Raw genomic sequence first — 23,025 nt, forward strand, 5'->3', positions numbered from 1 at the left:
GGCGCAAGTGGCCCTGTTTGGGCCGGATTCAGGGGCTTCCGGCCCGCCTGGGAGCGGCCTTCAGGCCTATTTCGCGGGCTGCGAAATGATGTTGTCGCCGTCCGGCAGCGGCTTGATGTCGCCGTTGGCCTTCATGGCGGGGGCCGCCGCGCCCGTCTGGATCGGGATGGAAATGGCGCTGGTCCGGCCGCCCTGCGTGATGAACACGTTGAGGTAGGCCAGGCCGCCACCCTGGCTGATCACCGTGACGGAAGCATCGGAGCGCTGCCCTGCCGGCACGCTCAGCGACGGACTGCTGGAGAGCGTCAGGCCCGCATCGACAGTCAGAGTGACGCTGGCACCCGCCGGGTCACTGACGCCATCGAACTGCAGGACGACCACGGTCGGCTTGCCGGCCTGCGGTGTGCCGGCCAGACGGTACTGCAATTTGACGCCGGAGTCATTGGGTTTTCTCGACGCGGTCGCCCACGGGGCGACCGCCCCCTTCGAGGCAGCGGGCAACAGCTTGGCGGCGGTGCGCGCCGGCGGCATTCCGTCGGCCAGAGCGGACACCGGGAACATGGACACTGCAAGCCACGTCAATGCCACAGCCGACGGGAAGCGAATATTCAGGGTCATGACGAGGCCTCCTTCTTCCTTCTGTTATTGAACGAGAACGCTGAGGCATTTCTGCGAGACAGGGGTCGAGGCCATTGCGGCATCCCGCACTGCCAGAACGTACTCGCCCGCGCTCAGGCTGACCGTATTGCCCGACCGGGCGATCTCGCCACCCCTGAAGACGTCGAAGTCCGGCGCCGTGGCGCCCCCGATCGAAACCTGGTAGTCCCGGTTCGCTGGTGCGACGAAGCGCAGGTAGGCGATGTTGCCGTGCTTGTTGCCCGTGCCCGCCGCGTTGGAGACACAGGCGGTGCTCGGCGCCGGGCCCACCGTCAAGGCGCCGTACATCGGCAGCGCGCTGGGGACCCCGCCATCGTTCGATTCGCCCGCCCCGTACGCGTCGCTGGACGTGATGTTCTGCCCGCTCAACAGGCTCGTCAGCGCCGACGCATTGCCGGGCGACGTCGCCTTGAATGCCGCAGCGAAGGCGTGGATCGACGTGACAGGCGCCCCGCTGCGGAACTGGAAACCGGTCAAGGTGTCGTGGATGGGCTTGAAGCCGGCCTGCCGGTTGAGGTTCCACAGGATGGCCTGGACCGACAGCTCGCGGAACCAGCCCGGATTGCCACTCGGGGGTCCGACGGACAGATCCAGCCGCCCGCCGTCGCCCTGCTGCGCACCCTTCGAGTCCACGTAATTGCTTCGGTTCAGTGCGATACCCGACCACGCATTGCCCCAGCCCTCGGAAAAAGCGAGCCGCCGATCGAGGCGGTCATCCCCGTCATGCGCGCCTCCCATTGAATCGTCCCGGCTGAAGGCCGACTGGTAGTAGTGACCCCATTCGTGCGCGATCACCGGCGCATCGAACTCGTCGGTGTCGACGTTCTCCTTGCCAAGCACGTAGATCTGCCGACCGCTGCTTCCGTTGTTGAAGAAAAAGGTCGTGCCGATCTGGCCCGCTGCCAGGCTGCCAGCGGACGGCGTGTTGTTGATGCTCCAGAAGACCTTCAGCGAAGGGAACGCCGAGGCCGGCGCCACCGACAGCACCTTCTGCATGGATGTGTAGACCGTGTCGAGCACGGCGAACGGCGCCGCGACCCGCGTCCCGCTGTATCGCGAGCCGTCCCAGCCGCTGTCCGCCCGCAGGTCGCGCGTCAGCGCCGCGCCCCCCGACGAGAAGCTCGGCGACTGCATGGAATACATGGCGTCGCTGCGGGTGTTGTCGCGCACCGTGACATCCCAGGTGGCACCGGCGCCGGTCCGGGTCAACTGGGCCCGGACGCGCACGATGATGTTCGTGTTGCCCGGCACCGAGACCGCGTAGTTGCCACCGTCATCCGTGGTGGTCAGCGCGAGCTGCGCCGATGTGCCGGCATCGATCACTTCCACCGTAGCGCCGCGCACCGGCTTGGCCGTGGTGTCCGCGTACACAAGGGGGCCATTGTTGTTCGGCACCGAATCGTAGGTAGCTTTCCCGCTCAGGGCGACCGGGTTCACCACGATCGGCAGACCGATGGGGAACCCACCACCACCGCCTCCGCCGCCACCTCCCCCACCGCAACCTGCCAGCAATGCCGCGGCGATGCACACCGCACCGAATGCAAAAGAGAACTTCTGGCTCATCACGTGTGCTGCCCTCGTTTCAGCCCCGGCGCACTGCGTCCTGCAGGCCGGTGCGCGAGGATGCCACAGTTGATAAACAAACGTGAAGCACAAAAAAGCCCGCCTGCATTTCTGCAGGCGGGCTGTGCTCGGAATGCGACGCGAGGTCGAATTACTGCAGCTTGATCTCGACGTCGACGCCGGCCGGCAGGTCGAGCTTCATCAGCGCGTCCACGGTCTTGTCGGTGGGATCAACGATGTCCATCAGGCGCTGGTGCGTGCGGATTTCCAGCTGGTCGCGCGACGTCTTGTTGACGTGCGGCGAACGCAGGATGTCGAAACGCTTCATGCGGGTCGGCAGGGGCACGGGGCCCTTGACGATCGCGCCGGTGCGCTTGGCGGTGTCCACAATTTCAGCGGCCGACTGGTCGATGAGCTTGTAGTCGAATGCCTTCAGGCGGATGCGGATCTTTTGCTTGGTAGCCATGGTGATTCCTTTGCTTCCAGCTTAGATGTCGAGGATCTTGGCCACGACGCCCGAACCCACGGTACGGCCGCCTTCACGGATGGCGAAGCGCAGGCCTTCTTCCATCGCGATCGGGTTGATCAGCTTGACGGTGATGCTGACGTTGTCGCCAGGCATGACCATTTCCTTGTCCGCGGGCAACTCGATCGCGCCGGTCACGTCCGTCGTGCGGAAGTAGAACTGCGGGCGATAGTTGTTGAAGAACGGCGTGTGACGGCCACCTTCGTCCTTGGACAGGACATACACCTCGGCGGTGAAGTGCACGTGCGGCTTGATCGAGCCGGGCTTGCACAGCACTTGGCCGCGTTCGACTTCTTCGCGCTTGGTGCCGCGCAGCAGCACGCCGACGTTGTCGCCAGCTTGGCCTTGGTCCAGCAGCTTGCGGAACATTTCCACGCCGGTGCAGGTGGTCTTGACGGTCGGGCGGATGCCGACGATTTCGATTTCTTCGCCGACCTTGATCACGCCGCGCTCGACGGCGCCGGTCACCACGGTGCCGCGACCCGAGATCGAGAACACGTCTTCGACGGGCATCAGGAACGTGCCGTCCACAGCGCGCTCAGGCGTGGGGATGTACGTGTCCAGCGCTTCGGCCAGCTTCAGGATGGCTTCTTCGCCCAGCTTGCCCTTGTCGCCTTCGAGGGCGAGCTTGGCCGAGCCGTGGATGATGGGGGTGTCGTCGCCAGGGAACTCGTACTTGTCGAGCAGCTCGCGCACTTCCATTTCGACCAGCTCGAGCAGCTCGGCGTCGTCGACCATGTCGCACTTGTTCAGGAAAACGATGATGTAGCCCACGCCCACCTGGCGAGCCAGCAGGATGTGTTCACGGGTCTGGGGCATCGGGCCGTCAGCGGCCGAGCACACCAGAATGGCGCCGTCCATCTGAGCGGCGCCCGTGATCATGTTCTTCACATAGTCGGCGTGACCGGGGCAGTCGACGTGTGCGTAGTGGCGGTTGGCCGTTTCGTACTCGACGTGCGCGGTGTTGATCGTGATGCCGCGGGCCTTTTCTTCGGGCGCTGCGTCGATCTGGTCGTAAGCCTTGGCTTCGCCGCCGAACTTGGACGACAGAACGGTTGCGATCGCAGCCGTCAGCGTGGTCTTGCCGTGGTCAACGTGACCGATCGTGCCCACGTTCACGTGCGGCTTGGTGCGGGTGAATTTACCTTTTGCCATTTTTCAATCCTTGAAAGAGCATGTCCCGTGTGTTGGTTTTATGTCTGCATCCGATTGCTGGTTCGCCCCGCACGGGAACAGGGCGGCACCGGATCGCAGACAAGAAGAGCCGCGCACTGCGCGACCCCACATTCTTTTAATCAGTTGGGGACAGAGCAAATTTGCTTCGCAAATCTTGGTCTGTCCCGCAATGACATTACTTCGCGCGAGCAGCCACGATGGCTTCAGCAACGTTGCGCGGAGCTTCAGCGTAGTGCTTGAACTCCATCGTGTACGTGGCGCGGCCTTGCGACATCGAACGCAGCGTGGTCGAGTAGCCGAACATTTCCGACAGCGGCACTTCGGCCTTGATGGACTTGCCGCCACCGATCATGTCGTCCATGCCCTGCACCATGCCGCGGCGTGAGGACAGGTCGCCCATCACGTTGCCGGCGTAGTCTTCAGGCGTTTCGACTTCCACGGCCATCATCGGCTCCAGGATCACGGGGCTGGCCTTGCGGGCGCCTTCCTTGAAACCGAAGATCGCGGCCATCTTGAACGCCATTTCGTTCGAGTCCACGTCGTGGTACGAGCCGAAGTGCAGCGTGACCTTGACGTCCACGACGGGGTAGCCCGCCAGCACGCCTTGCGTCAGCGCTTCGACAACGCCCTTCTCCACCGCGGGGATGTATTCGCGAGGAACCACACCGCCCTTGATGGCGTCGACGAACTCGAAGCCCTTGCCCGCTTCCTGCGGCTCGAGCTTCAGGATCACGTGGCCGTACTGGCCCTTGCCGCCCGACTGGCGAACGAACTTGCCTTCGGCATCTTCGACAGTCTTGCGGATCGTTTCGCGGTAGGCCACTTGCGGCTTGCCCACATTGGCTTCCACGCCGAATTCGCGCTTCATGCGGTCCACGATGATTTCAAGGTGGAGCTCGCCCATGCCGGCGATGATGGTCTGGCCGGATTCTTCGTCGGTCTTCACGCGGAACGACGGGTCTTCCTGAGCAAGACGCTGCAGGGCGATGCCCATCTTTTCCTGGTCGGCCTTGGTCTTGGGCTCGACGGCCTGCGAGATCACCGATTCCGGGAACACCATGCGCTCGAGCGTCACGACGGCTGTCGGGTCGCACAGGGTTTCGCCCGTGGTGACTTCTTTCAGGCCCACGCAGGCGGCGATGTCGCCGGCGCGGATTTCGCTGACTTCTTCGCGGTTGTTCGCATGCATCTGCACGATACGGCCGATGCGTTCCTTCTTGCCGCGCACCGGGTTGTAGACGCTGTCGCCCTTGCTCAGCACGCCCGAGTAGACGCGCACGAAGGTCAGTTGGCCCACGAACGGGTCGGTCATCAGCTTGAATGCGAGCGCCGAGAACTTCTCGCTGTCGTCAGCCTTGCGGGTGACGGGCGCCTCGTCTTCGTCGGTGCCGGTGACCGGGGGAATGTCGGTCGGCGCGGGCATGTATTCGACGACGGCGTCGAGCATGGCCTGCACGCCCTTGTTCTTGAAGGCCGAGCCGCACAGCATCGGCTGGATCTCGCCGGCGATGGTGCGCTGGCGAATGGCAGCCTTGATTTCCTCTTCGGTCAGCTCGGTGCCTTCGAGGTACTTGTTCATGAGCTCTTCGCTCGCTTCGGCAGCGGCTTCGACGAGCTTTTCGCGGTACTCGGCGCACACATCGGCCAGGTTGGCCGGAATTTCGCCGTAGGTGAACGTGATGCCCTTGTCTTCATCCCAGATGATCGACTTCATCTTCACGAGGTCAACGATGCCCTGGAAGTGCTCTTCGGCACCGATCGGGATCTGGATCACGACGGGGTTGGCCTTCAGGCGGTCCACCATCATCTGGCGCACGCGCAGGAAGTCGGCGCCGGTGCGGTCCATCTTGTTGACGAACGCAAGGCGCGGAACCTTGTACTTGTTGGCCTGGCGCCAGACGGTTTCCGACTGGGGCTGCACGCCGCCGACGGCGTCGTACACCATGACAGCGCCGTCCAGCACGCGCATCGAGCGCTCGACTTCAATGGTGAAGTCCACGTGGCCGGGGGTGTCGATGATGTTGATGCGGTGTTCTTCGAACTTGCCAGCCATGCCCTTCCAGAAGCAGGTGGTGGCAGCCGAGGTGATCGTGATGCCGCGCTCTTGCTCTTGCTCCATCCAGTCCATCGTGGCGGCACCGTCGTGCACTTCACCGATCTTGTGGTTCACACCGGTGTAGAACAGGATACGTTCGGTCGTCGTGGTCTTGCCGGCGTCGATGTGCGCGGAGATACCGATGTTGCGGTAGCGCTCGATGGGGGTCTTGCGGGACATGGTGTACTTTCGGGTTTAAATGCGTTGAGCGCTGGGCGTCGAGCACGGACGATTTCGCCTGGCACTCAACCCCCAACGCTCAAGAGACGTGTGATTTTTAGAAGCGGAAGTGGCTGAATGCGCGGTTGGCTTCTGCCATGCGGTGCACTTCGTCGCGCTTCTTCATGGCACCGCCACGGCCTTCCGTGGCTTCCATCAGTTCGTTGGCCAGACGCAGGGCCATCGACTTCTCACCGCGCTTGCGGGCAGCTTCCTTGATCCAGCGCATCGACAGGGCGAGGCGACGGACAGGACGGACTTCGACCGGCACCTGGTAGTTCGCACCACCGACGCGGCGCGACTTCACTTCGACCATCGGCTTCACGTTGTTGATGGCAACGGTGAACGCTTCGAGGGGGTCCTTGTCCGGGTTCTTCTTCTCGATGAAGTCGAGGGCACCGTAAATGATGCGCTCGGCCACAGCCTTCTTGCCGCCTTCCATGATCACGTTCATGAATTTGGACAGCTCGACATTGCCGTACTTGGGATCCGGCAGGATTTCACGTTTGGGGACTTCGCGACGACGTGGCATTTTTCTAACCTCTTTGCTTCAGTTGGCATCGTTTCCGATACCGCGAGAGTCAGTCAGGACTCTCACTTACTCGACCCGATAGTGGGTCACTTCGCTCGACAAGCCCGCCAAGGCCATCGAACACCGCTTGTTTTCTGACGACAGGAAGGCTTAAGCCTTCTTGGGACGCTTCGCGCCGTACTTGGAACGCGACTGCTTGCGGTCTTTCACGCCTTGCAGGTCGAGCGAACCGCGCACGATGTGGTAACGCACACCGGGCAAGTCCTTGACACGACCGCCACGAACCAGCACGACGCTGTGTTCTTGCAGGTTGTGGCCTTCGCCGCCGATGTAGGAGATGACTTCGAAGCCATTGGTCAGACGGACCTTGGCAACTTTACGAAGCGCCGAGTTGGGCTTCTTGGGCGTCGTGGTGTAGACGCGGGTGCAGACACCGCGACGTTGCGGCGAGTTCTGCATGGCAGGGCTCTTCGAATTGATCTTTTCGACCGTTCGACCCTGACGCACCAGTTGATTGATGGTTGGCATGAATGAATTAGTCCCAAAACAACCCGGCCTTGGTGGTGAAACCGCCCCTGATCGTGACTCAGGGAAGCCGGGAATAACGAAAACGTGAAACCCTTCGGAAAATTCCGAAAAGCCCACGAGTATAGCAGGCAGGCCTGAAATGGCAATGTCAGGCGCCTGGAGCGCCCGCCACCACCCGTTTCAAGGCCTCTTTTCCCTGCTTCTTACTTGATCCAGAGACGCACGGCGTCCCAGGCGCGGCCGAAGACGCCGGCCTGCTCGACCGGCTCCAGGGCGACCAGCGGCACATCGGCCAGGGGCTGGTCGTCCAGCGTGACCTTGAGTGAGCCGACGGCCTGGTACTTGGTGAACGGCGCGACCAGCGGGTCGGGGCGCGACACCTGCGTCTTGATCTTGCTGGCGGAACCGGTCGGCACCGCGACCACGATGGCCTCGGGGCGGCCCAGCTTCAGCACGTTGGCCTTGCCCTTCCAGACGGCGGGCGTGGCGGCGGGCTGGCCGGCTTCGAACAGGCGCACGGCGTCGTAGGCCGTGTAGCCCCAGTTCAGCAGCTTCTGCGACTCGTTGGCGCGCACGGTCTCGCTGGTGGCACCCAGCACGATCGACAGCAGGCGGCGGCCGCCGGTCAGGTTGGGGAAGTCGCGCTTGGCGGTGGCGATCATGCAGTAGCCGGCGGCGTCGGTGTGGCCGGTCTTCAGGCCGTCGACGGTCGGATCGCGGAACAGCAGCAGGTTGCGGTTGGTGTCGTTGGTCGACGGCGTGCCCGGGTAGCGGTACTTCTTGATGGCGTAGTACTTGGCTTCTTCAGGGAAGTCGCGCACCAGGCGCGTGGCCAGGATGCTCAGGTCGCGCGCCGTGGTCGTGTGGCCGGGCGCCGTGAGGCCTTCGGGGTTCTTGTAGGTGGTGTTCTTCATGCCCAGCACCTTGGCCTGGGCGTTCATCATCTCGACGAAGTGCTCCACCGTGCCGCCCACACCTTCGGCCAGCGCCACCGTGGCGTCGTTGCCCGACTGCACGATCACGCCCTTGATGAGGTCTTCCACCGGCACCTGCATCTTGGGGTCGATGAACATGCGCGAACCGGGCATCTTCCAGGCGCGCGGGCTCACCGGCAGGGTCTGGGTCAGCGTGATCTTCTTGGCGCGCAGCGCATCGAACGCGACGTACGCGGTCATCAGCTTGGTGAGCGAGGCCGGCTCGATGGGGCTGTCGATGTCCTTCTGCGCCAGGATCTGGTTCGCGGTCACGTCGAGCAGCAGGTAGCTGCGTGCGGCGATTTCAGGCGGGGCCGGCATCTGGGCGGCGGCGATCACGCCAACCGAGGCAGCAGCGGTCAGCACCAGTGCGCGAAGCGCATTGAAAAAACGATTCATGGGGAAGATAAGAAGAGACGAGGACAAGCCTGCAAGGCTTTCATTCGGTGCCCGCGCGCAGATGGCGGGCGACCAGGCTTTTGAGCAGCGGCAATTGTCCGTGAAAGAAATGACCGCCCCCCGGAATAACCGTGACAGGGAGTGACTGGGGACGCGCCCAGTCCATCACGGCGGCGAGAGGCACGGTGTCGTCGGCTTCGCCATGGACCACCAGCGCGCGCTCGTGCGCGTCGGCCGGCAGCGTGGCCACCGAGAAGCGCGAGGCGGCCGTGCCCACCAGCACCAGTTGCCGCACGTCGCGTGCGGCCCAGAGCTTCTCGGCCGCGCAGCTGGCCACGAAGGCACCGAAGGAAAAGCCGGCGATCGCCAACTGGCCTTCGGGGGCGAGCTGGCCGACGACCTGCAGCATGTCGTCGAGCTCGCCGCGCCCTTCATCGTGGACGCCTTCGCTGGCACCCACACCACGGAAGTTGAAGCGCACGGCCGTCCAGCCGCAAGACACGAAGGCACGTGCCAGGGTCTGCACGACCTTGTTGTCCATCGTGCCGCCGAACAGCGGGTGCGGATGCGCAATCACCGCGATGCCGCGCGCTTCGCCGGTGGGCAAGTCGCGCTGCACCTCGATCACGCCCGCGGCGCCCTGGAGGCTGATTTTTTCGGTCTGGGAGTTCATGGCGCTGGGGTTGGCTGGGCCGGCGATGCCGGCAACGTGCACGGTACGAGCACGGGGTCCGCAGGAAAGTTCAGCGGCCGACGTCGGGTGGCAACACGAGCCGCTCTACGACCTGGCCATTCTTCAGGTGCGACTCGACGATCTCGTCGATGTCCTCGGCGTCCACGAAGGTGTACCAGACAGCCTCTGGGTAGACCACGGCCACGGGCCCGCCTGCACAGCGGTCGAGGCAGCCGGCCTTGTTGACGCGCACCTTGCCGGGCCCGGCGAGCCCCTGCTCCTTCACCTTGGCCTTGCAGCGGTCGAAGCCTTCCTGCGCGTTGTGCAGGGCGCAGGAGTCTTCGCCGTTCTTGCGTTCGTTCAGGCAGAAGAAGATGTGGCGGCCGTAGTAGCCGGACGGTGCGGCGGGAGTGGTGCTGGGCATCGATCGATTTTATGAGCGCACTCAGGATGGCGCCGGACGGCGCCGCCGCGACATCGCGGCCAGCACGTAGACCAGCACCGCGAAGGGCCAGCCCCAGCCCAGCCACTGGGCCAGGCCATGGAAGCGGATGAAGCGGCCCTGCTCCCAGGTGGCCAGGGTCTGTGCAAAGTAGGCACTCTCAGGCGCCTGGTTCAGCAGGCTCAGCTGGAGCACGAGCCCCATGAGCAGCAGCGCGCCGCACAAGCGGCGCGGCGCGAACAGCAGCAGCACGCCCGCGAACACCGCCGCGGCCAGCCCGACCTGCACTGGCAGATCGAGCCAGGCCCAGGCATGTGCAGGGCCGTAGCTCATGGCCGCCGACAGCGCCGAGGCCGCGACGCCCACGAGCAGGATCAGCGGCAGCAGCACCGCGCGCTGGATCACGTTGCGCGCCACCAGGTAGCCCAGCAGGCACGGCGCCAGCGCCCCGAGCATCACGCACAGCAGTTCCACGGCCGGCACCAACGGCTCCAGCTCGAACTGACGCACCGGCAGCCAGTCGATGAAGGGCGTGTCGAGCAGCCACTCGGAAATCGTCGTCTCCAGCCGCTCGAACACCTGGCCGAGGCCGAAGGTGACCGCAGCGGGAAACAACAAGGCAAAGGGCCAGAGCGCGAGCAGCACGAGCCCGCCGCGCGCGTCCTCGACGAACCACTGCGAGCGCGCGCGGCCCCAGTGCGCGACCGCTCCGAGCCGCTCCAGCGCCGCAGCCAGCACGGCGCCGAGCACCGTCCCGGCGGTGTTCAGCCCCAGGTCGACATTGGAAGGAATGCGCGCCGGCAAATAGCTCTGCAGCGTCTCCATGGCAAAAGCGATCGCCGCGCCCGCGACCGTGGCGCGCAGCAGTGCGCGCCAGACACTGTGGCTGCTGCCGGTGCGCAGCACGGTCAGCGCGCACAGGAAACCGAAGGGCACGTAGCCCGCCACGTTCACCCCGAAGTCGAAACCCGTCCAGTACTTGGGCCAGGGCGCCGAGAGATACGCCCAGGGCGCGATCCCCTGGTCACGCCAGTCGGCGAAGGGGTACAGGCTGGCATAGACGATCAGCGCCGCGTAGGCCAGCGCCAGGGGGAGCGCGGCAGACTTGTGCGGCATGTCTACCGTCGACACGGCATCAGAAAGGTTTCACCACCACCAGGATCACGATGCCCAGCAGCAGCAGCACGGGCAGTTCGTTGAACCAGCGGTACCAGCGGTCGCTGCGGCGGTTGCCGCCGGCCATGAAGCGGCGCAGCAGCACGCCGCAGCCGTGGTGGTAACCGATGGCCACCAGCACCAGCGCCAGCTTGGCGTGCATCCAACCATTGCCCGGGCCGCGGCCGATGCCGTAACCCAACCAGAGCCAGGCGCCGAACACCAGTGCCGGCACCGCCAGGAAAGTGGTGAAGCGCAGCAGCTTGCGCGCCATCAGCAGCAGGCGCTCGCGCTCTGCGACCGACTCGGGCGGCACCATCGCCAGGTTGACGAAGATCCGCGGCAGATAGAACAGTCCGGCAAACCAGCTGGCAATGAAAACAATGTGAAGAGATTTGACCCAGAGCATGGCGGCAGTTTAGTAGTCGCTGCACACTGCCCCTGTTTTGAAGCCCTTTGCAAAGCTTTCGGGCAAAAAAAAGCCCGACGTCTTCACGTCGGGCTGGGAAGCCCTTTTGCTGTCACACATCAAGGCACCCGCTCAGGGAGGAAAAGCGGGGAGCGGCAAGCCGCCCGCTTCAGAATTTAACAAAGACGAAACAAGGTTTCAAGCGATTGAGGCAGTTTCTTTGACTTTTACAACAGAAATCTAGAACTTAAGTTCTATTAATTCCCGTAGTTGTCAGACAACTTGCTTCCCGGAGCCCTGGGCTGCGATTTTCCGCTTCAGGCACAATTTTAGATATATGACGTCATCATTTTCTCCGCTCGCCATGTTCCCCGCCGGCCGCCCGCGACGGCTGCGCCGCGATGCCTTCACCCGCAACCTGGTGCGCGAGCATGCGCTGACGACGAACGACCTGATCTACCCGGTGTTCGTGCAGGAAGGCGAGAAGCGCCGCGACGCCGTGGCCTCGATGCCCGGCGTGGAGCGCCTGAGCCTGGACCTGCTGCTGCCCGTGGCCGAGCAGTGCGTGCAGGCCGGCATTCCGGTGATGGCGCTGTTCCCGGTGATCGATGCCAGCCTCAAGACGCCCGCGGGCGACGAGGCCTTCAATCCCGACGGGCTGATTCCCCGCGTGGTGGCTGCGCTCAAGGCGCGCTTCCCCGAGCTGGGCATCATGACCGACGTGGCGCTCGACCCCTACACCAGCCACGGCCAGGACGGCCTGCTCGACGACACCGGCTACATCCTCAACGACGCCACCGTTGAAGTGCTGGTGAAGCAGGCACTCACACAATCGCAAGCCGGCGTCGATATTGTGGCCCCGAGCGACATGATGGACGGCCGCATCGGCGCGATCCGCACCGCGCTCGAAGCCCGCGGCGACGTGCACACGCGCATCATGGCCTACAGCGCCAAGTACGCCAGCGCCTTCTACGGCCCCTTCCGCGACGCCGTCGGCTCGTCCGCCACGCTCGGCAAGAGCAACAAGAAGGTCTACCAGATGGACCCCGGCAACAGCGACGAGGCCCTGCGCGAGGTCGCCATCGACATCGCCGAAGGCGCCGACATGGTCATGGTGAAGCCCGGCATGCCCTACCTGGACATCGTGCGCCGCGTGAAGGACGAGTTCCACGTGCCGACCTTCGCCTACCAGGTGAGCGGCGAGTACGCCATGCTGAAGGCCGCCGCCCAGAACGGCTGGCTCGACCATGACGCCGTGGTGCTCGAAAGCCTGCTGGCCTTCAAGCGCGCCGGCGCCGATGGCGTGCTGACCTACTTCGCGCTTGACGCCGCCCGGTTGCTACAAAAATAATAGCTATTGCGGCATGCCTGCCGCACCTCCACGGCACTCCTGGCGTGGCAGACGAATCACCGGGGGCGAGTGTCCATGCGCATCTTCGAAATCAGCCGCTCGCAGGTCAGCGAGCACGCCTCGCTGGCGCCGCTGGCCGTGCCGGGCGCCTGCAGCGCCGCCAGCTACCTCTGGATTTCGCTGACGCGCGACGAATTCCGCGCCGCCCAGCCCGAGGTGCAGCAGATCCTGCAGACGCTGTGCCAGACCCAGCTCGTCGACCTGCACGTGGCCGACCTGCTCAACGACCAGCTGCCCTCGCACTACGACTACACCTCGCTGTACGACGTGCTGGTGTTCCGCCGCCTGGCCACGGGCAACGGCGCTGAAACCCCAAACACCAGCGAGCCTTCGGTGCCGCAACGGCCCTCGCGCGGCGGCCCGCCGGTGCTGCGCCGCATCGACACCCGTCCCGTCGGCTTCGCGGTGTTCGACCGCGTGCTGCTCTCGGTCCACCCCGAAGACGGCACCGTGCGCGATGCCTTCGCCGCCCGGCTGCTGGCGGCCGCCTCGTCCGACGACCGCGGCACGCCCGCGCTCGACGTGCGCGCCACCTCGGCCCGCCTGCCGGCCAGCCCGGCCGACCTGATGCTGCGCATCGTCAACCTGATCGTCGACGGCTACCTCGACATGCGGCGCGAGCTCACGAAGCAGCTCGATCACTGGCAGACCGAGCTCATCGACCCGCGCAGCCGCTTCACCAACTGGAGCGCGCTGATGGAGGCGCGCCAGTCGCTGCACCGCCTCGACGAAATCTGCGAAGACCAGCGCGCCGCCATGCAGGACTGGATCGACTCGCTCGAAACCCTGCCCGTGCCGCAGGGCGAGGTGGCGCAGCGCGAGCGCGAACTGATCATGGTGCGCAGCCGCGACGTGCTCGAGCACATCCAGCGCGTGGTGCACCACGTGCACCGGCTCGAACAGAACGCCGAGACCGCCGTGCAGATGCACTTCAGCGTCCAGGGCCACCGGGCCAACGACATCATGCGGGTGCTGACCGTGCTCACCGCCATCTTCCTGCCGCTGAACCTGATCGCGGGCATCTTCGGCATGAACTTCGAGTTCATCCCGCTGGTGCACAAGGCCGACGGCTTCTGGATCGCGATGTCGGCCATGCTGGTCATCGCGGTGCTGCTGGTCCTGGTCTTCTGGCGCAAGCGCTACCTCGCCCGCACGCGCTGAGCGGCCCTCCCGCTTGCGAGCGCCCATGAAAAAAGCCACGCAGATGCGTGGCTTTCTTTCATGAGCCCGGGCCGCCCCGGAAGGCGACTGGCTTCGTGGCCAATTACTTGGCGACGGCGCCCGAACCTTGCTGGGCTTGAACGCGTGCGTCCATCGGGTTCACCATGGTCGAAACGACCTTGCTGTTGACGCGCGAGCCCGAGGTCACGTTCTGGTCCGGAGCGTAGGCGGTGCGGATGGCTTCGGCTTCGACGATCGAACGGTCCTTCGACACGGCCACGGTTTCAGCGCCGCGCGAACCGCGCACGACGTTCTGGTTCGGAGCTGCTGCGGTGCGCTGGGCTTCGGCGTTGACTTCGTCGCGGCTCTTGGACGAGATCACTTGGGTCACGCCTTGGTACGTCTCGGCTTGGGCGCCGGTGGCGGCCAGGAGGGTCAGGGCGGCGGCTGCGAAAATGTGCGAGGTCTTCATGTCTGTTCCTTGTGTTCGGCTAGATGGGATGTCCACCAGGCTTGCACGTTGGCTCGCCTGTGCGGCGAGTGTCAGCCGGAATTCCCCCGGGAAAACACTCGGTTCAGAGACACGGTGTTTCCTGTAGCGAAACAATCGGTCAACAAAGTCGTGCAGGTAAAAACCCGGACATTCGTCGCCCGACGGCTTCCGGCCTACACCAGAACCCCGCACCAGCCCAATTCGGCAAAACCCCCGAGAATCGGCGCATCGCGCTCCCTCGCGAAAAACAACGGGCTCACTGACATGGACAGTCTCGATCTGATCAAAACCTTCCGGGAAGTCGCCTCGCACGGCAGCTTCTCCCAGGCCGCCAAGCGGCTCGACATGTCGAAGGCCACGGTCAGCAAATACGTCGCCGAACTCGAGACCCGCTTCGGCGTGCGACTGCTCAACCGCTCCACGCGGTCCGTGAGCCTCACCGACGCTGGCCAGCTGCTGCTCGAACGCAGCACGCCGATGCTCGAAATGGTCGAGCTCACCCAGGCCGAACTGCAGGAGCGCGCCAGCCAGCCCGGCGGCCGGCTTCGCATCTCGGCGCCGCACGGCATGGGCAACGGCGAGTTCCCCGACCTGCTGGCCGACTTCATGCGCCACTACCCCGACGTGAGCATCAGCCTGCAGCTGACCAACCGCACCGTCGACCTCGCCGAGGAAGGCATCGACGTCGACATCCGCAGCGGTCCGGTGGAAGACGCCAACCTCATCGTGCGCAAGCTGCGGCTCATCCACATGGTGGTCTGCGCCTCGCCGGTCTACTGGAAGAAGCACGGCAAGCCCGAGCACCCCCAGGAACTCGCCAACCACGAGGCACTGACCCATTCGCTGCTGGGCGCGCAGCCCGCATGGCGCTTCGATGACAACGGCCAGCCGCTGGACGTGCACGTCAAGAGCCGCATGGACTGCACCGAAGGCGCGCCGCTGATCCGCGTCGCGATGCGCGGCTTCGGCGTGATCTATCTGCCCTCGCTGCTCGTGCAGTCGCACATCGACAGCGGCGAGCTGGTGCCGGTGCTCGAAGGCTATGCGCGCAAGGATATGTGGCTGTCGGCCGCCTACCTGCAGCGGCGCCACAACAGCGCGGCGCTGCGCGCGCTGCTCGACTTCCTGCAGACCCGGGTCGGCGCCAAGAAATAGAAGCAATGAAAAAGCCCGGCACTGCCGGGCTTTTTCGTAGGGCGTGGCGGATCAGCCGACGTGCTTGGCAAAGAACGCCAGCACGCGTTCACGCGCCGGCTTCGCCGCTTCGGCGTTGTACGAGCCGCGCTGGTCGCAGTTGAAACCGTGGTCGGCCTCGTAGACATGCACTTCCACCTCGGGGTGCGCCTTCTTGAAGGCCTCGATGGTGTCCAGCGGAATCCAGTGGTCGCGGTTGCCGAACTGCGCGAGCACCGGCACCTTCGGCTGGCGTGCGCTTTCTTCCGGCGTCGTCATGCCACCGCCGTAGTAAGGCGCAGCAGCGGCCAGGCCCGGCAGCAGGGCCGCGGCACGCCAGACCAGCAGGCCGCCCCAGCAGTAGCCAACGATGCCGACCTTGCCCGCCTTCGAGGCGTAGGCAATCGCGGCTTCGAGGTCCTGCAGCACGCCGGGCGCGGGCAGCGCCTCGACTGCCGTCTTGTAGCCGAAGCCGGTCTTCATGTCGTCGTCGCTGTAGCCCAGCTCGACGCCGGGCTTGACGCGGTCGAAGGTCGACGGCGCCACGGCCAGGTAGCCGTCGGCCGCATAGCCGTCGGCCACCGAGCGGATGTGCGAGTTCACGCCGAAGATTTCCGGCACCACCACCACGGCACCGCGCGGCGTGCCCGCGGGCTCGGCCACGTAGGCGGGAAAAGTGAAGCCATCCTTGGCGGTGAGATCGATGAATTGGCCCATGGGGTTCTCCTGAAAACGATGGAATGAAAAAACGGGTGGGCTTGCGCGTGCCGTTACGTTACGCGCGCAATGCGCGTTCGACGAAATCGAGCCGGTCCTGGCCCCAGAAGATCTCGCCGTCGATCACGTAGCTCGGTGCGCCAAACACCTGGATGTCGATCGCTTCCTGCGTGTAAGCCTCGTAACGTTCCTGCACCGCCTGGCTTTGCGATTGCTCGGCGCGCTTGGCCGGCAGGCCGCACTCCGCGACCAGGGCTTCGAGCAGGTTCGGGTCGCCGATGTTCCGCTCCTGCACCCACACGGCCGCGAACACCGCGGCGCTGATGCGCATCGCGGCCTCGGTGCCGTCGTGCATGTCGACCGCGATGATCAGCCGCGCCGCGTCGTCGCCGGCCACCGGAAAGAACTTCGGCTTCGGGTTCAGCGGCAGGCCCAGGTGCTGGGAGAAACGCGCCAGCTCGAGCAGCCGGTAGGCCTGGCGCTGCGGCGCGCGCTTGCCCAGCGGCAGCCCGCCCGACACGGGGAACACGCTGCCCATGTCGATGGGTCGGACGCGCACCGTGGCGCCGGCGGCCGCTGCGATGGCGGCAAAGCGGGTATGCCCCAGATAGGTCCACGGGCTCTGTGGCGCAAAGTAGTAGTCGATCGTCTTGTGCATTCAATAACCTCCGTGCTTCGCACCGCGGTGCGAGCTGGCTTGGGGCGACCCGGCGCGGCGCTCACGCTCATGCGCCAGCCCTCGATGATGTAATCCAAGCGAACGGTTTTAACTGACACACAGTTTCTCTGCAGGAGGTGGGATTTGGACCAGGTGCTCTTGATCACCGGCGGTGGGCGCGGCATTGGCGCCGCCACGGCCTTGCTCGCCGCGAAGCGCGGCTACGCCGTGGCCGTGAACTACGCCAGCAACTCGCTGGCCGCCGACGAGGTGGTGCGCACCATCCGCGCGGGCGGCGGCACCGCCATGGCGGTGCAGGCCGACGTGGGCGACGAGGCCCAGGTGCTCGCGATGTTCGCGAAGATCGACGCCAGGCTCGGTCGTCTCACCGCGCTCGTGAACAACGCCGGCGTGGTCGACGTGCAGGCGCGCGTCGACGAGATGAGCGTCGCGCGCATGGAGCGCATGTTCCGCATCAACGTGATCGGCAGCTTTGTCTGCGCGCGCGAAGCCGTGAAGCGCATGAGCACGAAGTACGGCGGCGCGGGCGGCGCCATCGTCAACATCTCCAGCGGCGCCGCGCGACTGGGCTCGCCGGGCCAGTACGTCGATTACGCGGCCAGCAAGGCCGCCATCGACACCCTGACCATCGGCCTGGCCAAGGAAGTGGCCATGGAAGGCATCCGCGTCAACGCGGTGCGCCCCGGCCTCATCGACACCGAGATCCACGCCTCCGGCGGCATGCCCGAGCGCGCCGCCGAACTCGCACCGACCGTGCCGATGCAGCGCACCGGCAGCCCCGAGGAAATCGCCGGCGCCATCCTGTGGCTGCTCTCGCCCGAGGCCAGCTACACCACCATGGCCCTGCTCGACGTGACCGGAGGACGATAACGATGAGCACTTCCATGGACCTCATCAAGCCGCTGGTCACGCTGGTGGCCATCGTCAACCCGCTGGCCATCGTGCCCTTCTTCATCCACTACACGCAGGACTACTCCGACGCCCAGCGCAAGCGCACGGTGCGCATGTCGGCCTTCAGCGCCTTCGTGGTCATTGCAGTCAGCGCGCTCATCGGGCTGCAGCTGCTGTCCTTCTTCGGCATCTCGATCGCGAGCTTCCAGGTCGGCGGCGGGCTGTTGCTGCTCATGAGTTCGATCTCGATGCTCAATGCGCAACCGGCCGAGAGCAAGACCAACGTCGACGAGTTGCGCGCCACCGAAGTGAAGGCGTCGATGGGCGCCTCCATCGCGGTGGTGCCGCTCACCATCCCGCTGCTCACCGGCCCGGCCGCGATCTCCACGGTGGTGATCTACGCCGACAAGACGCAGCACCTGTGGGAGCTGGGGCTGCTGGTCGGCTATGGCGTGGTGGTGGCGCTGGCGACCGCGCTGGCGTTTTCGCTCGCGCAGCCGATCGCGCGGGTGCTCGGCAAGACGGGCATCAACATCATGACCCGGCTGATGGGCCTGATCCTCGCGGCGCTCGCGGTCGAAGTGATGGCCGACGGGCTCGGCAAGCTGTTCCCGATCCTGTCGAAGGTCGCCTGAACAGCTTCGTTCAGGCCAGCATCTTCTCGATGACCTTCCAGTGCGCCGGCTCCACCGGCGTGATCGACAGCCGGTTGCCCTTGCGCAGAATGACCAGGTCGGCCAGCTCGGGCTTGGCGCGCAGCTCGGGCAGCGACAACAGCCGCGTCTTGCGCAGCGCCTGCACGTCGACCAGCAACCAGCGCGGATCGTCCGGCTTCGCACCGGCGTCGTAGTACGGCGACGTGGGGTCGAACTGCGTCGGATCGGGCTGAATGCCCGAGGCCACGCGCGCGATGCCGGCAATGCCGGGCTCGGGGCAGCTCGAGTGATAGAACAGCACGCCATCACCGACCTTCATGCCGTCGCGCATGAAGTTGCGTGCCTGGTAGTTGCGCACGCCGGTCCACGCCACGGTGGCACCGGGCGCGGCGAGGGCATCGTCGATCGAGACCTCGTCGGGCTCGGATTTCATCAACCAGTACTGGGGCATGGCGGCAGTCTCGCGAAGGGGATTTCGCGGAATATAGCCGCTCGCCCCATTCCGGGGCGCTCCTCGTTTACGGCGTCACGTAGTCGGAGACGACCACCCACTTGCCGTCCTTGATCTGCGACAGCCGCGACTGGTCGTTGCCCAGGCGCTTGGTGGCGGTGTAGGTGCTCTTCGGGCTGCCGAACATGTCGGGCTCGAAGGTGATGCCGTCCATCGCCTTGATGAAGCTGTCGGTCGTCAGGTTCGGGCCGGCCTTGGTGGCGGCCTTGATGAACGAGTCGATGATCACGTAGCCGTACACCGAGAACACGGTCGGGTCTTCGTTGAACTTGGTCTTGTACTTGTTGGCCCAGAAGCGCAGCGGCTGCGACTGCTCGTCGGTGTAGGGGTTCTGCACCGTCATGGTGGCGTACACGCCGTCCATGGCCTTGCCGCCGAGCTTGTGGATCAGGTCGGTGTAGGCGGCGCTCGAACCCAGGAAGGTCGGGTTGAAGCCGGTCTTGCGCGACTCGCCCACGGTGCCGATGGTCTCGCGGATGATGGTGCCGAGCACCACGAGGTCGCAGTTGGCGGCCTTCATCTTCGCGACCTGCGAGCTGAAGTCGGTGGCGCCGCGCTTGAACGAGGTCTTCTCGGCCAGCTCCATGCCCGAGGCCTTCAGGCCGGCCTCGGCGCCGCGCTGCACCTCGAGGCCGAACTCGTCGTCCTGGTAGATCGTGCAGACCTTCTTGGCGCCCTTGTCCTTGATCATCTTGGGCAGCGCCAGGCGAATCTGGTCGTAGTAGGTGGCCGCGAACGAGTACTTCAGCCGGTTCAGCGGCTCGTACATTTCGCGCGCCGCGGTAATGGGCATGTAGTTGACGACGTTCTTGTCGAACTGCACCGGCATCGCCGCCATGTTCTGCGCCGTGCCGATGTGGCCGGCCATGATGAAGATCTTTTCCTGGTTGACCAGTTTCTGCGCCGCCAGCACGGCCTTCTTCGGGTCGTAGCCCGAGTCTTCGACGAAGAGCTTGAGCTTGCGGCCGTTGAGCGTGCCCTGCTCGTTGAGCTCGTCCACGCGCAGCTGCATGCCGTTGCGCGCCTGCTTGCCGAAGCCCGCCAACGGACCCGACAGGTCCTGGATGGTGCCGATGCGGATCTCGTCCTTCGTCACGCCCTGCTGCGCCGACGCGAGCGTCGCGATCAGGCCCAGCACAGCCAGCGTCGTCAATGTCTTGAGCTTCGTCATAGCGTTGTCTCCTCGGGTTGGCAAAAAAGAGGTCAGCGGTACATGGCGTCGATGCGCGCCGCGTACTTGGTCTGCACCAGCTTGCGCTTGAGCTTCATCGTCGGCGTGAGCTCCTCGTCCTCGGCGCTCAGTTGCGTCTCGAGCAGGAAGAACTTCTTGATCTGCTCGACGCGCGCGAACTTGGCGTTGACGCGATCGATCTCGCCCTGGATCAGGTCCTGCACTTCCTGCGTGCGCGTCAGGCTCTCGTAGTTGCTGAACGGCACGTCGTGGTCCTGCGCAAACTTTTCGACGTTCTCCTGGTCGATCATGACGATCACCGTGAGGTAGGGCCTCTTGTCGCCGATCACCACGGCATCGGTGATGTAGAGGCTGAATTTGAGCTCGTTCTCCAGCTCGCTCGGGGTCACGTTCTTGCCGCCTGCCGTGATGATGATGTCTTTCATCCGGTCGGTGATGCGGAAATACCCGTCCTCGTCCATCACGCCCACGTCGCCCGTGTGCAGCCAGCCGTCGGCGTCGATGGTCTCGGCGGTCTTCTCCGGCAGATTCAAATAGCCCATGAAGACGTTGGGGCCGCGCACCAAAATTTCGCTGGTGGCCGGATCGATGCGCACCTCGTTGTAGCCCGTGGCCGGGCCGATGGAGCCGGGCTTGATGCGGGTGACGGGCACCGCGGTGGAAGCGCCGCACGATTCCGTCATGCCCCACACCTCGAGCATGGGCACGCCCAGCGCGAGGTACCACTTGACCAGCTCGGGCGAAATGGGCGCCGCACCGGTCACGAGAAAGCGCGCGCGGTGGATGCCGATGAGCTTGCGCGCGTTGTCCAGCGCCAGCAGCCGCGCCAGCCTGAACTTGAGGCGCAGCCCCGTGCCGATCTCTTGCCCCGCGAGCACCCTGTTGGCGATGGTCTCGCCCACGCCGATGCTCCATTTGTAGGCGGCCTGCTGCAGCGGGCTGGCCTCCTTCAGCGCGATCATCACGCCCGAATAGAACTTCTCCCACACGCGCGGCACGCCCGTGAACACCGTGGGCGCAATCTCGCGCACGTTCTCGGGCACCGTCTCGGGGTTCTCGACGAAGTTGAGGATCGAGCCGGTGTACATCGCGAAGTACTCGCCGCCCATGCGCTCGGCGATGTGGCACAGCGGCAGGAAGCACATGCGCTCGTCCTTGTCGTCCTGTGCGATGAGCGTGTTGTAGCCGCGCGCCGTGTACACCAGCCCCGCGTGGCTGTGCATGGCGCCTTTGGGCTTGCCGGTGGTGCCCGAGGTGTAGACAAGAATCGCGAGGTCTTCGGGCCGGCAGGCGGCCACGCTGCGCTCCACCGCCTGCGGGTCGCCCGCCAGGTGCGTGCGGCCGAGGGCGCGCAGCGCATCGAGGCTCATCACCGCCGGGTCGTCGAGCTCGCGCAGGCCTTCCATGTCGAACACGACCACCTGGCGCAGGCCGGACAGGCGGGCGCGCACCTCGAGCGCCTTGTCGAGCTGCTCGTCGTCTTCCACGAACAGCACCGTGGTGCGCGAGTCTTCGCACAGGTATTCCACCTGCGAGGCGGCGTCGGTCGGGTAGATGCCGTTCGACACACCGCCGCAGCTCAGCACGGCCAGGTCGGCCAGCACCCACTCGATGACGGTGTTGGAAAGGATGGACGCGCACTCGCCGCGCGTGAAGCCGATCGCCTGCAGGCCGGCTGCGATTTCGCGCACGGCCTCGGCGGTCTGGCGCCAGCTCCAGGCGCGCCAGATGCCCAGCTCCTTCTGTCGCATCCAGATGTTGTCGCCGCGCTGGCGCACGGCGTTCCAGAACATGGCCGAGAGCGTGTCGCCGGGCACGAGGATGTCGTGGCCGGGTTCGATGGTTCGAAGATCCCAGAGTCCTTGCATGGCGACGGCTACCTCCAGGTCTTCTTCTTTTTCCAGCGCCGCTCGCCGCGCACGCCGTCGTCCTTGACACCGAGGTAGAACTCCTTGATGTCGTCCTTCTCTCGCAGGCGTTCGCACGAGTCTTCCATCACGATGCGCCCGTTCTCCAGAACGTAGCCGTGGTCGGCGGCGTTGAGCGCCATGTTGGCGTTCTGCTCCACCAGCAGGATGGTGGTGCCGCGCTCGCGGTTGATGCGCACCACGATCTCGAAGATTTCCTTCGTGAGCTTGGGGCTCAGGCCGAGGCTGGGTTCGTCGAGCAGGATGAGGTGCGGCGCCGCCATGATGGCGCGCGAGATGGCCAGCATCTGCTGCTGCCCGCCCGAGAGCAGGCCCGCGTCCTGCGTGGCACGCTCGCGCAGGATCGGGAAGTAGGTGAAGACGGTCTCGATGTCGCGCGCCACGCCGTCGCGGTCCTTGCGCGTGTAGGCGCCCATCAGCAGGTTGTCCTTCACCGAGAGCAGCGGGAACACCTCGCGCCCTTCGGGCACGTGGCTCAGGCCCTGCTGCACGATGAAGGCCGGGTCTTTCGCCGTGATGTCCTGGCCCTGGAATTCGATGCTGCCCTTGCGCGGATCGATGATGCCCGAGATGGTCTTGAGGATCGTCGTCTTGCCCGCGCCATTGGAGCCAAGCACCGTCGCGATCTCGCCCTTGCGCACCTTCAGGCTCACGCCGCGGATGGCCTTGATCGGGCCGTAGGCGCTTTCCACATTGAGCAGTTGAAGCACGACGTCGCTCATGCGTGCGCTCCCTGATTCGGGGAACGGCGTTGGAGCCCATGCCCCGGACGGGCCGACGTCACCGGCCCTTCGGGCTGCCCTGCGCTGCTCACGACGGGCGGGGTCTCGCAGAACTCGCTTCGCTCAAACAGCTGCGAGCCCTG

The 23,025-nt window shown here is 65.2% G+C and carries 24 protein-coding genes; 5 read left to right on the forward strand and 19 right to left on the reverse strand.

The window, feature by feature from the left end:
- Positions 1 to 66: 66 nt before the first annotated feature.
- From CLU95_RS12535 to CLU95_RS12590, 12 genes are all read right to left on the reverse strand, one after another.
- Positions 67 to 618: a hypothetical protein gene (locus tag CLU95_RS12535; protein WP_257214611.1), complete on the reverse strand. Its 552-nt coding sequence runs from the start codon at positions 616 to 618 to the stop codon at positions 67 to 69.
- A 24-nt stretch (positions 619 to 642) separates the two neighbouring features.
- Positions 643 to 2,220 carry a hypothetical protein gene (locus tag CLU95_RS12540; protein WP_099793525.1) on the reverse strand — a complete coding sequence of 526 codons (1,578 nt, stop codon included), beginning with the start codon at positions 2,218 to 2,220 and terminating at the stop codon, positions 643 to 645.
- 151 nt (positions 2,221 to 2,371) lie between these two features.
- Positions 2,372 to 2,686 carry a 30S ribosomal protein S10 gene (gene rpsJ, locus CLU95_RS12545; protein WP_007838118.1) on the reverse strand — a complete coding sequence of 105 codons (315 nt, stop codon included), beginning with the start codon at positions 2,684 to 2,686 and terminating at the stop codon, positions 2,372 to 2,374.
- Between the two features lie 21 nt (positions 2,687 to 2,707).
- Positions 2,708 to 3,901 carry an elongation factor Tu gene (gene tuf, locus CLU95_RS12550; protein WP_099793527.1) on the reverse strand — a complete coding sequence of 398 codons (1,194 nt, stop codon included), beginning with the start codon at positions 3,899 to 3,901 and terminating at the stop codon, positions 2,708 to 2,710.
- A 196-nt stretch (positions 3,902 to 4,097) separates the two neighbouring features.
- Complete coding sequence (gene fusA, locus CLU95_RS12555) at positions 4,098 to 6,197, reverse strand: elongation factor G (RefSeq protein ID WP_099793529.1); 2,100 nt, start codon at positions 6,195 to 6,197, stop codon at positions 4,098 to 4,100.
- Positions 6,198 to 6,294: 97 nt separating this feature from the next.
- Positions 6,295 to 6,768 (reverse strand): 30S ribosomal protein S7, encoded by a 474-nt coding sequence (gene rpsG, locus CLU95_RS12560; RefSeq protein WP_007829591.1) that lies wholly within the window; start codon positions 6,766 to 6,768, stop codon positions 6,295 to 6,297.
- A gap of 150 nt (positions 6,769 to 6,918) precedes the next feature.
- On the reverse strand, positions 6,919 to 7,296 hold the full coding sequence (gene rpsL / locus CLU95_RS12565; RefSeq protein ID WP_013543948.1) for a 30S ribosomal protein S12: 378 nt from the start codon (positions 7,294 to 7,296) through the stop codon (positions 6,919 to 6,921).
- Between the two features lie 203 nt (positions 7,297 to 7,499).
- Positions 7,500 to 8,669: a D-alanyl-D-alanine carboxypeptidase family protein gene (locus CLU95_RS12570; protein WP_099793530.1), complete on the reverse strand. Its 1,170-nt coding sequence runs from the start codon at positions 8,667 to 8,669 to the stop codon at positions 7,500 to 7,502.
- A 40-nt stretch (positions 8,670 to 8,709) separates the two neighbouring features.
- Complete coding sequence (locus tag CLU95_RS12575) at positions 8,710 to 9,342, reverse strand: alpha/beta hydrolase (RefSeq protein ID WP_099797262.1); 633 nt, start codon at positions 9,340 to 9,342, stop codon at positions 8,710 to 8,712.
- A gap of 70 nt (positions 9,343 to 9,412) precedes the next feature.
- A complete protein-coding gene (locus CLU95_RS12580; RefSeq protein ID WP_095950244.1) occupies positions 9,413 to 9,766 on the reverse strand; it encodes a (2Fe-2S) ferredoxin domain-containing protein in 354 nt (117 codons plus the stop codon).
- A gap of 21 nt (positions 9,767 to 9,787) precedes the next feature.
- On the reverse strand, positions 9,788 to 10,900 hold the full coding sequence (locus CLU95_RS12585; RefSeq protein WP_099793532.1) for a VanZ family protein: 1,113 nt from the start codon (positions 10,898 to 10,900) through the stop codon (positions 9,788 to 9,790).
- A 19-nt stretch (positions 10,901 to 10,919) separates the two neighbouring features.
- Complete coding sequence (locus tag CLU95_RS12590; RefSeq protein ID WP_099793534.1) at positions 10,920 to 11,348, reverse strand: CopD family protein; 429 nt, start codon at positions 11,346 to 11,348, stop codon at positions 10,920 to 10,922.
- 364 nt (positions 11,349 to 11,712) lie between these two features.
- Between CLU95_RS12590 and hemB the strand changes: the two genes are divergently transcribed.
- Together hemB and CLU95_RS12600 are read left to right on the forward strand one after the other, a co-directional pair.
- A complete protein-coding gene (gene hemB, locus CLU95_RS12595; RefSeq protein ID WP_099793536.1) occupies positions 11,713 to 12,699 on the forward strand; it encodes a porphobilinogen synthase in 987 nt (328 codons plus the stop codon).
- A gap of 75 nt (positions 12,700 to 12,774) precedes the next feature.
- On the forward strand, positions 12,775 to 13,920 hold the full coding sequence (locus tag CLU95_RS12600; RefSeq protein ID WP_099793538.1) for a magnesium transporter CorA family protein: 1,146 nt from the start codon (positions 12,775 to 12,777) through the stop codon (positions 13,918 to 13,920).
- Positions 13,921 to 14,023: 103 nt separating this feature from the next.
- On the opposite strand, the gene CLU95_RS12605 is transcribed toward CLU95_RS12600, so the two are convergent.
- Positions 14,024 to 14,392, reverse strand: a complete 369-nt coding sequence (locus tag CLU95_RS12605) for a DUF4148 domain-containing protein (protein ID WP_099793539.1) — start codon at positions 14,390 to 14,392, stop codon at positions 14,024 to 14,026.
- A gap of 285 nt (positions 14,393 to 14,677) precedes the next feature.
- Here CLU95_RS12605 and CLU95_RS12610 point away from each other — a divergent pair, with 285 nt between their 5' ends.
- A complete protein-coding gene (locus tag CLU95_RS12610; RefSeq protein WP_099793541.1) occupies positions 14,678 to 15,568 on the forward strand; it encodes a LysR family transcriptional regulator in 891 nt (296 codons plus the stop codon).
- Between the two features lie 51 nt (positions 15,569 to 15,619).
- On the opposite strand, the gene CLU95_RS12615 is transcribed toward CLU95_RS12610, so the two are convergent.
- The gene (locus CLU95_RS12615) at positions 15,620 to 16,303 is read right to left on the reverse strand and encodes a dienelactone hydrolase family protein (RefSeq protein ID WP_099793543.1); all 684 of its coding nucleotides are present in this window, start codon (positions 16,301 to 16,303) and stop codon (positions 15,620 to 15,622) included.
- A gap of 58 nt (positions 16,304 to 16,361) precedes the next feature.
- Positions 16,362 to 16,961, reverse strand: coding sequence for a 2-hydroxychromene-2-carboxylate isomerase (locus CLU95_RS12620; RefSeq protein ID WP_099793545.1), 600 nt, complete (start codon positions 16,959 to 16,961; stop codon positions 16,362 to 16,364).
- A 144-nt stretch (positions 16,962 to 17,105) separates the two neighbouring features.
- On the opposite strand from CLU95_RS12620, the gene CLU95_RS12625 reads away from it, so the two are divergent.
- Together CLU95_RS12625 and CLU95_RS12630 are read left to right on the forward strand one after the other, a co-directional pair.
- Positions 17,106 to 17,852 carry an SDR family oxidoreductase gene (locus CLU95_RS12625; RefSeq protein ID WP_099793547.1) on the forward strand — a complete coding sequence of 249 codons (747 nt, stop codon included), beginning with the start codon at positions 17,106 to 17,108 and terminating at the stop codon, positions 17,850 to 17,852.
- A 2-nt stretch (positions 17,853 to 17,854) separates the two neighbouring features.
- The gene (locus tag CLU95_RS12630; RefSeq protein WP_099793548.1) at positions 17,855 to 18,508 is read left to right on the forward strand and encodes a MarC family protein; all 654 of its coding nucleotides are present in this window, start codon (positions 17,855 to 17,857) and stop codon (positions 18,506 to 18,508) included.
- 10 nt (positions 18,509 to 18,518) lie between these two features.
- Here the strand turns inward: CLU95_RS12630 and CLU95_RS12635 are convergent, their stop codons facing one another.
- From CLU95_RS12635 to CLU95_RS12650, 4 genes are all read right to left on the reverse strand, one after another.
- On the reverse strand, positions 18,519 to 18,980 hold the full coding sequence (locus tag CLU95_RS12635) for an EVE domain-containing protein (RefSeq protein ID WP_099793550.1): 462 nt from the start codon (positions 18,978 to 18,980) through the stop codon (positions 18,519 to 18,521).
- Between the two features lie 67 nt (positions 18,981 to 19,047).
- Positions 19,048 to 20,211: an ABC transporter substrate-binding protein gene (locus CLU95_RS12640; RefSeq protein ID WP_099793552.1), complete on the reverse strand. Its 1,164-nt coding sequence runs from the start codon at positions 20,209 to 20,211 to the stop codon at positions 19,048 to 19,050.
- A gap of 32 nt (positions 20,212 to 20,243) precedes the next feature.
- Entirely contained in the window at positions 20,244 to 22,100 is a 1,857-nt protein-coding gene (locus CLU95_RS12645) for an AMP-dependent synthetase/ligase (RefSeq protein WP_099793554.1), read from the reverse strand.
- 8 nt (positions 22,101 to 22,108) lie between these two features.
- Complete coding sequence (locus CLU95_RS12650) at positions 22,109 to 22,882, reverse strand: ABC transporter ATP-binding protein (protein WP_056576626.1); 774 nt, start codon at positions 22,880 to 22,882, stop codon at positions 22,109 to 22,111.
- Positions 22,883 to 23,025 lie beyond the last annotated feature (143 nt).

Source organism: Variovorax sp. 54, assembly GCF_002754375.1.
Lineage (GTDB): Bacteria > Pseudomonadota > Gammaproteobacteria > Burkholderiales > Burkholderiaceae_C > Variovorax.